Genomic DNA, 11824 nt, shown 5'->3' with positions numbered 1-11824 from the left:
ATGACACTCAAGGAAGCGCTGGGCAAGGTAGTGGGCCGGCGCGACCTCTCCCGCGAGGAGATGGCCTCTGTCATGGGTCAGATGCTCGCGGGCGAGGCATCCGCCGCGCAGGTCGGTGCGTTGGCGGCCGCGCTGCGCATGAAGGGAGAGACCGAGGACGAAATCCTCGGCGCGGCGGAGGCCATGCGTGCCTGCGCGGCGAAGATTGCTCCCCTGGCGGAGGTGGTGCTCGACACCTGCGGTACGGGGGGTGACGGGGCGCACACCTTCAACATCTCCACCGCGGTGGCCTTCGTGGCCGCCGGGGCGGGGGTGACGGTGGCCAAGCACGGCAACCGCGCGGTCTCCAGCCGCTGCGGCAGCGCGGACGTGCTGGCGGCGCTGGGCGTGTCCATGGAGCGGGCGCACGCGCAGGTGGCGCGCGACATCGACGAGCACGGGGTGGGCTTCCTCTTCGCGCCCTCGCACCACAGTGCCTTGAAGCACGTGGCGCAGGCACGCAGGGACCTGGGCTTCCACAGCGTGTTCAACCTGCTGGGACCGCTGACGAACCCCGCAGGAGCGCGCTACCAGTTGCTGGGCACGTTCGACCGGCAGCGCGTGGAGCAGACCGCGCGAGTGCTGGGGCGGCTGGGCAGCCGACGCGCCTGGGTGGTGCACGGGCACGACGGGCTGGATGAGATTTCGCCATGCGCGCCCACGGAGGTCGCGGAGCTGTGCGCGGACGGCACCGTGCGCCGCTTCACGGTGACGCCGGAGGACGCGGGACTGACGACGGTGACGCGGGAGTCCATCGCGGGAGGCGACGCGGACGAGAACGCGAAGCGCCTGCGCGGACTGCTCGCGGGAGAGCGAGACGGTGTGCGTACGGCGGTGCTGCTCAACGCGGCCGCCGCGCTGCTCATCGTGGGGCTGGTGGACACCCTGAAGGAGGGCGTGAAGCGGGCCGAGCACGCCATCGACTCCGGGGCCGCCGAACGCAAGCTCGCGGCGCTCATCCAGAGGGTCGCGGCATGACGGCGCGCATTTCCAATCTGAAGCCATCTGCGCGCCTCCGCACGCGGGGCGTTGTCGTGGGCGCCCTCGCCACGCGGTTCACGGCGTTCGCCTCCACGCGAGGTGCCGGCATGAACGCCCTTGTCACGAAGCACGCGACGGCCGTCTCCGCACGAGGCGCCGTCATGGGCGCCCCCGCCACACGGCACACGGCGGCGCGCCTCCGCACGCGAGGCACTCCGTCATGACGACCTCCTCATCGGCCGCGAAGCCCGTGGACGCGCCCGGCACGCTGGACGTCATCATGGCGCGCAAGCGACGGGAGCTGGGCACCCGCCCGCCGCCCACGCACGGCGCGCATCCCCCGACGCGGGACTTCGCGCAGGCGCTGGTACGGCGCACGCTCGGACATCCGGTCAACGTCATCGCGGAGGTGAAGCGCAAGAGCCCGTCGGGCGGCGCCTTCCCGCACGCGGACGTGGTCGCGGTGGCCCGATCCTATGAAGCCGCCGGCGCCTGCGCCATCAGCGTGCTCACGGACGGGCCGGACTTCGGCGGCAGCCTGGAGGACCTGGTCGCGATCCGCGCCGCCGTCTCCATCCCCGTGCTGCGCAAGGACTTCCTCGTCGCCGCCAGCGAGGTGGAGGAGAGCGCGGCCTGGGGCGCGGACGCGGTGCTGCTCATCGCGGATGCGCTCGGGGACTCGGAGCTCCGGGAGATGATCGCCGCCGCGAAGCAGGTGCGCGTGGCCGCGCTCGTGGAGGCCCACACGGAGGCGCACGCCGAACGCGCGCTCGCCGCGGGCGCGAGCATCATCGGCCTCAACAACCGCAACCTCGCCACGCTGAAGACGGACACTGGCACGGCGCTCCGGGTGATGCCCGCGCTGCGCTCCCGGTCCACCGCGCTGGTGGCGGAGAGCGGCCTCAAGCACCTGGCGGACCTCACCGCCGCGCGCGACGCGGGCGCCAACGCCGTGCTCGTGGGCGAATCTCTTTTGCGTGACGCGGACCCCGGCCGCGCCCTGCGACGGCTGCTCGGCCTGGAAGGCGACGGGACATGAGGGTCCTGGTGAAGGTCTGCGGCGTGACGCGCGTCGCGGACGCGAAAGGCGTGTGGGCCGCGGGCGCGGACGCAATGGGACTCAACTTCCATCCGGGTTCCCCCCGCTTCGTGGACCTGGCCACGGCGGCGGAGCTCGCACGTACGCGGCCCCCGTTGGCCTCCATGGTGGGCGTGTTCGTCAACGCGAAGCCGGAGGACATCCGGGTGCGCGTGCGCGAGTGCGGCCTCACCGCCGTGCAGCTCCACGGCGACGAGTCCCCCGAGGACTGCGCAGGCTACGGCGTGCCCGTCATCAAGGCGCTGCGCGTGCGCGGGCCGGACGACGTGGAGAAGGCCAGGAGCTACGTGGGCGTGGGTGATGTCGCGGGGCTGCTCCTGGACGGCGCGGCTCCGGGCTACGGGGGCGGCGGCGTCACCTTCGACTGGTCGTTGGTGAAGCAGCTGTCGGACTGCGGCCTGCCGGTGCTGGTGGCGGGCGGCCTCAAGCCTTCCAACGTGGCCGAGGCCGTGAAGGCCACCCGGCCCTACGGTGTGGACGTGGCCAGCGGAGTGGAGTCCTCCCCTGGCATCAAGGACCTGGACGCGGTGCGCGCCTTCGTGCGCACGGTCCAGTCCCTCAACCTCTGAGGAGTCGTGCCATGACGACGGACACTGCCGTGGGCCGCTTCGGCCGTTACGGCGGACGCTATGTGCCGGAGACCCTGGTCCCGGCGCTGCTGGAGCTGGAAGAGGCCTACGCGAAGGCGCAGCAGGACGCGTCCTTCGGCGAGGAAGTCACCCGCGTGCTGCGCGAGTACGTAGGCAGACCCACCACGCTGACGCCCGCGCACCGCCTCACGGAGGCGTGGGGTGGCGCGCAGGTGTGGCTCAAGCGCGAGGACCTGGCGCACACGGGCGCGCACAAAATCAACAACACCGTGGGCCAGGTGCTGCTCGCCCGGCGCATGGGCAAGAAGCGCATCATCGCGGAGACGGGCGCGGGCCAGCACGGCGTGGCCACCGCCACCGCGTGCGCGCTCTTCGGCCTGCCCTGCGAGGTGTTCATGGGCGCGCTGGACGTGGAGCGCCAGGCGCTCAACGTCTTCCGCATGCGCGCGCTGGGCGCGGTGGTGCGGCCGGTGGAGTCGGGCTCGCGCACGCTCAAGGACGCGATGAACGAAGCCATGCGCGTCTGGGTGTCGCAGGTGCAGGACACCTACTACGTCATCGGCAGCGCGGCGGGCCCGCACCCCTACCCCACCATCGTGCGCGACTTCCAAGCCGTCATCGGCCGGGAGATTCGCGCCCAGACGCTGGCCGCGATGGGCCGGCTGCCGGACGCCATCATCGCGTGCGTGGGCGGAGGCTCGAACGCCATCGGCGCGCTGCACCCCTTCATCCCGGACACGGCGGTGCGGCTCGTCGGCGTGGAGGCGGGAGGCCACGGCCTGGACTCCGGCCAGCACGGCGCGTCGCTGACGCTGGGCACGGAGGGCGTGCTGCACGGCTCGCGCTCGCTGGTGCTCCAGGACGAGAACGGCCAGATTCAAGAGGCGCACAGCATCTCCGCCGGCCTGGACTACCCGGGCGTGGGGCCGGAGCTGGCGCACCTGGCGAAGACGGGGCGCATGGAGGTGCGCACCGCGACGGACGACGAGGCGCTCACGGCCTTCTACGAGGTCGCGCGCTCGGAGGGCATCCTCCCCGCGCTGGAGACGTCGCACGCGTTCGCGGCGGCGCGCTCGCTGGCCCGCGACATGGGCAAGGGCAAGCACCTGGTCATCAACTGCTCGGGCCGGGGTGACAAGGACGTGGCGACCATCTCGGCGCGCGGAGTGCCGCCTGCGACGGGGGTGAAGTCATGAGCACGGAGCTGGGCAAGGCGTTCGCCCGGGCGAAGGCCCGCGGAGAGGGCGCGCTGGTGGCGTACGCGATGGCGGGCGACCCGGACCTGCCGAGGTCCGTGGATGTCTTCGCCGCGATGGTGGAAGGCGGCGCGGACGTGCTGGAGATTGGCGTGGCGTTCAGCGACCCCATCGCGGACGGCCCCGTCATCCAGGCCGCGTCAGAGCGGGCGCTGAAGGCCGGAGCCACCCTGCGCCGCGTGCTGGACGAAGTGGTGCCGGAGGTGCGCCGCCGCTGCCCGGAGACGCCGCTGGTCATCATGACCTACGTCAACGTGGTGATGGCCATGGGTGAGGAGCGCTACGCGAAGCTCGCGCGCGAGCGGGGCATCGTCGGCACCATCCTCCCGGACCTGCCGCCGGAAGAGAGCGCGAGCATCCGCGCCGCGTTCGACAAGGAGGGCGTGGACCTGGTGCCGCTGTGCGCGCCCACGACGCCGCCCGCGCGCGCGGAGGCCATCGCGAAGGACGCTCGAGGCTTCGTCTATTGCGTGTCCGTGGCGGGCGTCACCGGCATGCGTGCGGAGCTGCCGCCGGACCTGTCCCAGCGGCTGGACCTGGTGAAGCGCGCCGCGTCCGTGCCGGTGGTGGCGGGCTTCGGCATCTCCAACGCGGAAACGGCCCGGCCGCTGGTGGCCCACGCGGACGGCGTCGTCGTGGGCAGCGCGCTGGTGAAGGCCGCCCACTCGGACGGTCCGGCTGCGGCGAAGCAGCTCTGCGCGGACATCAAGCGCGGCCTGAAGCGCTAAGGTCCACTCCACGCGCCGGCACGTCGCCGGCGCCAGGAGACCGGACATGCACACCCCCCCCATCCTGGGGCCCACCCTCGAAACGCCGCGCCTCATCCTGCGTCCACCCACGCTCCAGGACCTGGAGGGCTTCGTGGCGATGATGGCGGACGAGGAGTCCGCCCGGTACATCGGCGGCCTCCAGCCTCGCTCCAACGTGTGGCGCGCCGTCTGCGCCATGGCCGGCTCCTGGGTGCTCCAGGGCTTCGCCATGTTCTCCGTGTTCGAGAAGTCCACCGGCAAGTGGGTGGGACGGCTCGGGCCCTGGCAGCCCGCGGAGTGGCCGGGCCCGGAGGTCGGCTGGGGCCTGTCGCGCGACGCGTGGGGCAAGGGCTACGCGACGGAAGGCGCGGCGGCCACCATCGACTGGGCCTTCGACCACCTCGGGTGGACGGAGGTCATCCACTCCATCTCCCCGCCGAACGAGCCGTCGAAGCAGGTGGCCCGCCGGCTGGGTTCACGCTTCCTGCGCATGGGCATGCTGCCGGCGCCCTACAACGACCACGAGGTGGAGATCTGGGGCCAGAGCCGTGAGGAGTGGCGGACACGCAAGCGGTAGCGCGTGCACTTTTCCCTCCCGTCCCGCCACGGGCTGACACAGATTGGCGCCATGAACTCACGCGCGCCCCAGGTGGTCCTCGTCCGTCACGGTGAGACGGAGTGGAGCCGCAGCAGCCAGCACACCGGCCGCACGGACCTGCCGCTGTTGGAAGAGGGCCGCCAGATGGCGGAGCGGCTCCACGCGCCGCTGAGCAAGTGGCGCTTCGCCGCCGTGTGGACCAGCCCGCTGACGCGCGCACAGGAGACGTGCGTGCTCGCGGGCTACGGCGACGTGGCCCAGAAGAAGAACGACCTGATGGAGTTCAACTACGGCGACTACGAGGGCCGCACCGGCGCGGACATCCGCACCACGCGCCCGGACTGGACGCTGTGGCAGGACGGAGTGCCCAACGGAGAGACGCTGGAGGACGTGGGCACCCGAGCCGACCGCATCATCGCGGAGGCGCGCGCGCTCCAGGACGACGTGCTCCTCTTCTCGCACGGGCACATGCTGCGCATCCTCGCCTCGCGATGGCTGGGCCTGCCCCCGGACGGAGGCAGGCTCTTCCACCTGGGTACTGCTTCCATCAGCGTGCTGGGCTCCGAGGCCGGCGGCAAACAGCCGGTCCTCGTGAGCTGGAACGACACCACGCACCTGAAGGACTGACGCCCGCTACAGCTTCCCCTCCAGGAAGTTGCGCACCAGCGACGGGCCTTCCGGAGTCAGCACGCTCTCCGGATGGAACTGCAGGCCCACCACCGGCCGAGTGCGGTGACGCAGCGCCATCACCAGGCCATCCTGGCTCCACGCGGTGGCCTCCAACTCCGCGGGCATGGACTCCGCCGCCACCACCAGCGAGTGGTAGCGCGCCGCCTGGAAGCCCTGCCGCATGCCGGTGAAGACGCCGGTGCCGCCGTGCCGGATGTGAGCCGCCTTGCCGTGCACGGGCTCCGGTGCGCGCACCACCTGCCCGCCAAACGCAGCACCAATGGACTGGTGCCCCAGGCACACGCCCAGCACCGGCACGCGAGACTGGGAGATGGCCGCCACGCTCACCCCGGCCTCGTGCGGTGTGCACGGTCCCGGAGACACCACCAGGTGGGACGCGCCCGACGCCGCGATGCCCGCGACATCCAGCGCGTCGTTGCGCACCACCTTCACCTCCGCGCCCAGCGTGTAGAGCAACTGCACCAGGTTGAAGGTGAACGAGTCGTAGTTGTCGATGACGAGGATCACCGCCCACCTCCTTCGCGAGCCAGGCGCAGCGCGGCGGCCATGGCACCCGCCTTCGCCTCCGTCTCGTCCGCTTCCTTCATGGGGTCCGAGTCCGCCACCAGCCCCGCGCCAGCGGTCCACATGGTGCGGTCGCCATCCACGAAGAAGGTGCGCAGCGCGATGGCCACGTCCAGCGTGCCGCAGAAGGACAGATAGCCCACCGCGCCGGCATAGGGCCCGCGCCGCATGGGCTCCAGCTCATCGATGATCTGCATCGCGCGGATCTTCGGTGCGCCTGAAACGGTGCCCGCGGGGAAGGTGCTCGCCAGTGCGTCCAGCGCGTCGAAGCGCGTGGTGTCCAGCTTGCCGCGCACCTGGGAAACGATGTGCATCACGTGGCTGTAGCGCTCGATGATCATCAGGTCCTCGATGCGCACCGTGCCCGGCGCGGCCACCCGGCCCACGTCGTTGCGCCCCAGATCCACCAGCATGATGTGCTCGGCGCGCTCCTTCTCGTCCGCGAGCAGCTCCTTCTCCAGCGCCTGGTCCTCGACCTCGGAGCCGCCCCGGCGGCGCGTGCCCGCGATGGGCCGTACCACCACGTCCCCATCGCGCACCTGCACCAGCAGCTCCGGTGACGCGCCCACCAGCGCACGGGCCTCACCCAGGTCCACCAGGAACAGGTACGGAGACGGATTCACGCGCCGCAGCGCCCGGTAGAGCGACAGCGGAGGGATGGCGCCCTTCGCTTCGAACCTGCGCGCGAGCACCGCCTGGAAGCAGTCGCCCGCGCGCACGTACTCCTTCACCTTGTCCACCGCCCGGGCGTAGCCCTCGCGGTCCCAGCAAGCGACGGGGGCCGGCGCGTTCTTCTGCGCGGGGACGGCGGCGTAGGCCTCCTGCGGCAGCGGACGGCGCAGCTTCTCCGCCATTGCCTCCGCGCGCGCTTCCGCGTCCTTCAGCGCCGCGGCGACACTGCCGTGCAGCGCGGGCCGCGCGATGGCGATGGCCTTGAGCGTCTGGGTGCGCGTGTCGTGGGTGACAAAGTCCTCCGCGATGAGCCACTCGGAGTCCGGGAAGCCCGTGTCGCGAGGATGGCGGTCCGGCACGCTCGGCTCGAACCAGGACGTGGCGTTGTAGCCCAGGTAGCCCACGAGCCCGCCCAGGAAGGGCGCCTCGCCCGGCAGCGTCGCCACGGACAGCTCGCGCCACAGCGTGCGCAGCACGTCCAGCGGCCGGCCCTCGCGGCGCTCCTCATGCGAGCCACGCCACAACGTGAGCCCGTCCCGGTCCAGCCGCACGCGGCCCGCCGGGTTCACGCCCACGTGGCTGTAGCGCCCGAAGCGCTCGCCGCCGTAGCACGACTCGAGGATGAAGCCGCGGCTTCCACCGCCCAGCTTCAGGTATGCCGACAGCGGTGTATCCAGGTCCGCCGGCAACTCCACCGACACCGGCACCGCCTGGCCTGCTTCCGCGCGCTGCCGGTAGGCTGCCTTCCGCTCCTGCGCATCCATGGTCGATTGCCCTGACCCCCTCTTCCTTCACCCGGAGGGGCTCCCGGGTGCCCGGCCGTCCGGGCCCTGCACCTACGGCTTCTTCACCTTCGTGAATACGCCGTCATTCCACTGATAGACCTCGCGCGCCGTAACCGTCCACGCCTTGCCTTCTTCCTCTTCCTCGACGGTCTTGCGCGTCACCACGGCCTGCTTCGCGGCCGCCTGGAAGGCCACCTTGAAGGTGCTGAAGTTCGGCGCGTCCGACAGCCCGGCCGCCTCCAGCGCGAGCTTCGCCTTGCCGAGCACGCCCTTCGCCTTCTTCCCGTCCGCCTGCATGTAGCTCACGTACGTGGTGATGAAGTCCCCGCAGCGCTCCGGCGTGGACTCCATCTCCAGCAGCGCCACGCCCGCCTTCTTCGCGGGAACCAGGCGCATCTTCACCGGACCGCCATGGCCTTCACCGTAGGCCGTGGAGGCCACCTGCACGTCCACGCTGCTCACGCGCCGGGGCGGCTTCACGTTCGGCTCCAGCACGCGCACGCGAGCCTTGAACTCGTTGCTCATCACCACCGTGGCCACTTCCATCTCACCGTCCCCGTCCAGGTCGGCCTCGATGCGGAACGGCGTGAGCGTGTTGCCGAACACCCAGCCCGTGACGGGAGCGGCACCGGCGGGAGCCTTCGCGTCCACCACCGCCACCTGGTACCAGGTGTTGACGTACTCCCCGACCTTCGCGCGGGTCCCCGCCTTCACCACCTTCACGGGCGTGCCCAGCATCAACGTCTGGACCACGGCCGCGTCCGCCGCCGCGTTCGCGCGCAGGTTCCCCTCGTCCACGCCCAGATAGACCGTCCGCCCCGCTTCGAAGGCGGTGAACTCGAAGCTCTCGGGGGCCGGCGCGGCGCCCTCCTCCGCCATCGCGGCGCTGTATTCGAGCACCGTCTCGGAGTCGGGTTCTTGCGTCAGGAAGAGGGACAAGAGGAGCGCGGACGGCGTCATCACGAAGGGTCCGAAGTCGGAGGTTTCCAGGTTTATCCCCTGTCCACGCCCACCATCCAAGGGGCCCTCCGGTCCCTGGCTTCGTCGTTTGGAGCGCAAGCAAGGTCAGCACGGCCGCCCGCCCCCTTGTCAGCGGAGCGCGCGAGAGGGTCCGGCCGTGGGTGGCCCCTGCTCCAAGGCCTCGTTACTTCTAGAGGACCGTGGCCACCGCGACCCACCAGGAACGAACGCCGCTGGTTTCCGTGACGCCGCAGGGGCTGTATTGCCAGGCGGGGAACTTCCACATCGACCCATGGCGTCCGGTGGAGCGGGCGCTCGTCACGCACGCGCACGGCGACCACGCCCGGAGCGGGAGCAAACGCTACCTGGGGGCAGCTCCCGGCCGAGGCCTCTTGCAACGCCGCCTGGGAGCGGACGCGGTCATCGACACGCTGGAGTACGGCGAGAAGCTGACCGTGGGAGACACCACCGTGAGCTTCCATCCCGCGGGCCACGTGCTGGGCAGCGCGCAGATCCGCGTCGAGCATCGGGGCGAGGTCTGGGTCATCTCCGGCGACTACAAGCGCACGCCAGACCCCACGTGCGCGCCCTTCGAAGTGGTGCGCTGCAACACCTTCATCACCGAGGCGACGTTCGGCCTGCCCATCTACCGTTGGGATGAAACGGGCCTCGTGGCCCAGGACATCCTGCGCTGGTGGGACGCGAACCGCGAGGCGGGCCGCTCCGCGGTGCTCTTCTGCTACGCGCTGGGCAAGGCACAGCGGCTGTTGGCGGAGCTGGGGAAGCTCACGGACCGGCCGGCCTACGTGCACGGCGCGGTGAACGGGCTCGTCACCGCGTACCGCGAGGCGGGCATCGCGATGCTGCCCACGCAAATGGTGTCGGAGACGGAGAAGGGCACGTCCTTCGCGGGCGCGCTGGTGCTGGCGCCGCCGAGCGCGGCCGGCTCCACGTGGATGCGCCGCTTCGGCGAAGCGGAGACGGGCTTCGCGTCGGGGTGGATGCGCGTGCGAGGCAACCGGCGCCGTCGAGGCTACGACCGGGGCTTCGTGCTCTCCGACCACGCGGACTGGCCGGACCTGCTGCGCACGGTGGCGGACACGCAGGCGGAGAAGGTGCTCGTCACGCACGGCTACACCGACCCCTTGTCGCACTACCTGCGGGAGCGGGGCGTGGATGCCTCGCCGCTCGCCACGCCCTTCGAGGGCGAAGCGGAGGACTGACGCGTGCGAGCCCTGGCCGACCTCTACGACACGCTCGACCAGACGACCTCCACCAACGCGAAGGTGGAGGCGATGGCGCGTTACTTCCGGCAGACGCCACCGGAGGACGCGGCCTGGGGACTGTTCTTCCTCACGGGTCAGAAGCTCAAGCGACTGCTCACGTCGAAGCTGCTGGTGGGCTGGACGCAGGAGCTCACGGGCATCCCAGGCTGGCTCTTCGAAGAGGTCTACGCGTCGGTGGGAGACCTGGCGGAGGTGATTGCCCTGCTGCTCGACGGAGCGAACCTCCCGCCCGAGCACGCCGAGGAGCTTCCCCTCTCACGCTGGTTGGAAGAGCGACTGCTGCCCCTGCGTGGCCTGGACGCGGCGGAGCAACGCGAGCGCGTGGTGGGCTGGTGGAAGTCCATGCCCCGCCGCGAGCTGTTCCTCCTCAACAAGATGCTCACAGGCAAATTGCGCGTGGGCGTATCCAACACGCTGGTGGTGCGAGCCATCGCGCAGGTCACCGGCCTGCCCCCGCCCAGCGTGGCGCACCGGATGATGGGCACGTGGACGCCGACGAAGGCGTTCTTCGAACAGCTCGTGGCGCCGGACGTATCGGACGGCCACGTGTCACGCCCATATCCCTATTACCTCGCGTCGCCGCTGGAGCAGCCGGCGGAGTCACTGGGCGAATTGAGTGACTGGCTCGTCGAGTGGAAGTGGGACGGCATCCGGGGCCAGCTCATCCGCCGCCAGGGCGAGGTATTTCTCTGGAGCCGGGGCGAGGAGCTGATCACCGAACGCTTCCCCGAAATCACCGAAGCCGCACGGGCCCTGCCCGAAGGCACGGTGCTCGATGGCGAGGTGATGGCCTACGAGGACGGAGTCCCCCTGCCCTTCGCGCGGCTCCAGCGCCGCATTGGCAGACAGAAACTCACGCCCAAGGTGCTGGCGGAGGCTCCCGCCGCGTTCGTCGTCTACGACCTGCTGGAGCAGGACGGAAAGGACTTGCGAGAACTGCCCCTGCGCGAGCGCCGCGCGAGGCTGGAGGCCCTGCTCAAGGACCACCCGCGCTTCCCCATCTCTCCCACGGTGACAGCCACTTCTTGGGAGGAACTGGCGGAGCTGCGCAAGGAGTCGCGAGCCCGCAATGTCGAAGGCTTGATGCTCAAGCGCCTGGACTCGGTGTACCAGACGGGGCGCAAGCGCGGCGATTGGTGGAAGTGGAAGATCGACCCGTACACCGTGGACGCGGTGCTGCTCTACGCGCATCCAGGTCACGGCCGGCGCTCGTCGCTCTACACGGACTACACCTTCGCGGTGTGGAACGGCGAGGACCTGCTGCCGGTGACGAAGGCCTACTCGGGCCTCACCGACGAGGAGATAGGCCGGCTCGACCGGTGGATCCGCGCCCACACGCGGGAGAAGTTCGGCCCGGTGCGCTCGGTGGATCCGGAGCAGGTGTTCGAGCTGCACTTCGAAGCCATCGCCCCGTCCCCGCGCCACAAGTCAGGCGTCGCCCTGCGCTTCCCACGCATCGCCCGCTGGCGCGCGGACAAGACGGCCAGGGACGCGGACACGCTCGACTCGTTGAAGGGGCTGCTGCATGCAGCCCACTAAGCCCCGCCGCAATCGC

The 11824-nt window shown here is 70.8% G+C and carries 12 protein-coding genes; 9 read left to right on the top strand and 3 right to left on the bottom strand.

Annotated elements, in window-relative coordinates:
• The 7 genes from trpD (at position 1) to D7Y04_RS40485 (ending at position 5939) form a co-directional block, all read left to right on the top strand.
• On the top strand, positions 1-1017 hold the full coding sequence (gene trpD, locus D7Y04_RS40515) for an anthranilate phosphoribosyltransferase (RefSeq protein ID WP_120600008.1): 1017 nt from the start codon (positions 1-3) through the stop codon (positions 1015-1017).
• A gap of 223 nt (positions 1018-1240) precedes the next feature.
• Positions 1241-2059, top strand: a complete 819-nt coding sequence (locus D7Y04_RS40510) for an indole-3-glycerol phosphate synthase TrpC (protein WP_199749814.1) — start codon at positions 1241-1243, stop codon at positions 2057-2059.
• Positions 2056-2688, top strand: a complete 633-nt coding sequence (locus D7Y04_RS40505; protein ID WP_121762809.1) for a phosphoribosylanthranilate isomerase — start codon at positions 2056-2058, stop codon at positions 2686-2688. Before D7Y04_RS40510 ends, D7Y04_RS40505 begins: the two co-directional genes overlap by 4 nt.
• Positions 2689-2699: 11 nt before the next feature.
• On the top strand, positions 2700-3905 hold the full coding sequence (gene trpB / locus D7Y04_RS40500; RefSeq protein ID WP_121762808.1) for a tryptophan synthase subunit beta: 1206 nt from the start codon (positions 2700-2702) through the stop codon (positions 3903-3905).
• Positions 3902-4693 (top strand): tryptophan synthase subunit alpha, encoded by a 792-nt coding sequence (gene trpA / locus D7Y04_RS40495; RefSeq protein ID WP_120600005.1) that lies wholly within the window; start codon positions 3902-3904, stop codon positions 4691-4693. Before trpB ends, trpA begins: the two co-directional genes overlap by 4 nt.
• A 46-nt stretch (positions 4694-4739) precedes the next feature.
• Entirely contained in the window at positions 4740-5291 is a 552-nt protein-coding gene (locus D7Y04_RS40490; protein WP_120578334.1) for a GNAT family N-acetyltransferase, read from the top strand.
• A 51-nt stretch (positions 5292-5342) separates the two neighbouring features.
• Entirely contained in the window at positions 5343-5939 is a 597-nt protein-coding gene (locus tag D7Y04_RS40485; RefSeq protein WP_121762859.1) for a histidine phosphatase family protein, read from the top strand.
• A 6-nt stretch (positions 5940-5945) separates the two neighbouring features.
• Here D7Y04_RS40485 and D7Y04_RS40480 read toward each other — a convergent pair whose 3' ends face one another.
• From D7Y04_RS40480 to D7Y04_RS40470, 3 genes are all read right to left on the bottom strand, one after another.
• Positions 5946-6509, bottom strand: a complete 564-nt coding sequence (locus D7Y04_RS40480) for an aminodeoxychorismate/anthranilate synthase component II (RefSeq protein WP_120567444.1) — start codon at positions 6507-6509, stop codon at positions 5946-5948.
• A complete protein-coding gene (locus D7Y04_RS40475; protein WP_121762807.1) occupies positions 6506-8002 on the bottom strand; it encodes an anthranilate synthase component I family protein in 1497 nt (498 codons plus the stop codon). Before D7Y04_RS40475 ends, D7Y04_RS40480 begins: the two co-directional genes overlap by 4 nt.
• Before the next feature lie 72 nt (positions 8003-8074).
• Positions 8075-8983 (bottom strand): SH3 domain-containing protein, encoded by a 909-nt coding sequence (locus tag D7Y04_RS40470; protein ID WP_216669569.1) that lies wholly within the window; start codon positions 8981-8983, stop codon positions 8075-8077.
• A 200-nt stretch (positions 8984-9183) separates the two neighbouring features.
• Between D7Y04_RS40470 and D7Y04_RS40465 the strand changes: the two genes are divergently transcribed.
• Both D7Y04_RS40465 and D7Y04_RS40460 read left to right on the top strand, forming a co-directional pair.
• Entirely contained in the window at positions 9184-10206 is a 1023-nt protein-coding gene (locus D7Y04_RS40465; RefSeq protein WP_120578330.1) for a ligase-associated DNA damage response exonuclease, read from the top strand.
• A 3-nt stretch (positions 10207-10209) separates the two neighbouring features.
• Positions 10210-11808: an ATP-dependent DNA ligase gene (locus tag D7Y04_RS40460; RefSeq protein ID WP_121762806.1), complete on the top strand. Its 1599-nt coding sequence runs from the start codon at positions 10210-10212 to the stop codon at positions 11806-11808.
• Positions 11809-11824: the final 16 nt, after the last annotated feature.

This window comes from Corallococcus sp. AB038B (assembly GCF_003668955.1).
Lineage (GTDB): Bacteria > Myxococcota > Myxococcia > Myxococcales > Myxococcaceae > Corallococcus > Corallococcus exiguus.
This window is presented reverse-complemented; position numbering and strand designations above follow the sequence as displayed.

Coding starts and splice junctions, on each gene's coding strand:
- trpD (WP_120600008.1), top strand. CDS start 1: ATGACACTCAAGGAAGCGCTGGGCAAGGTAGTGGGCCGGCGCGACCTC.
- D7Y04_RS40510 (WP_199749814.1), top strand. CDS start 1,241: ATGACGACCTCCTCATCGGCCGCGAAGCCCGTGGACGCGCCCGGCACG.
- D7Y04_RS40505 (WP_121762809.1), top strand. CDS start 2,056: ATGAGGGTCCTGGTGAAGGTCTGCGGCGTGACGCGCGTCGCGGACGCG.
- trpB (WP_121762808.1), top strand. CDS start 2,700: ATGACGACGGACACTGCCGTGGGCCGCTTCGGCCGTTACGGCGGACGC.
- trpA (WP_120600005.1), top strand. CDS start 3,902: ATGAGCACGGAGCTGGGCAAGGCGTTCGCCCGGGCGAAGGCCCGCGGA.
- D7Y04_RS40490 (WP_120578334.1), top strand. CDS start 4,740: ATGCACACCCCCCCCATCCTGGGGCCCACCCTCGAAACGCCGCGCCTC.
- D7Y04_RS40485 (WP_121762859.1), top strand. CDS start 5,343: ATGAACTCACGCGCGCCCCAGGTGGTCCTCGTCCGTCACGGTGAGACG.
- D7Y04_RS40475 (WP_121762807.1), bottom strand. CDS start 8,002: ATGGATGCGCAGGAGCGGAAGGCAGCCTACCGGCAGCGCGCGGAAGCA.
- D7Y04_RS40470 (WP_216669569.1), bottom strand. CDS start 8,983: ATGACGCCGTCCGCGCTCCTCTTGTCCCTCTTCCTGACGCAAGAACCC.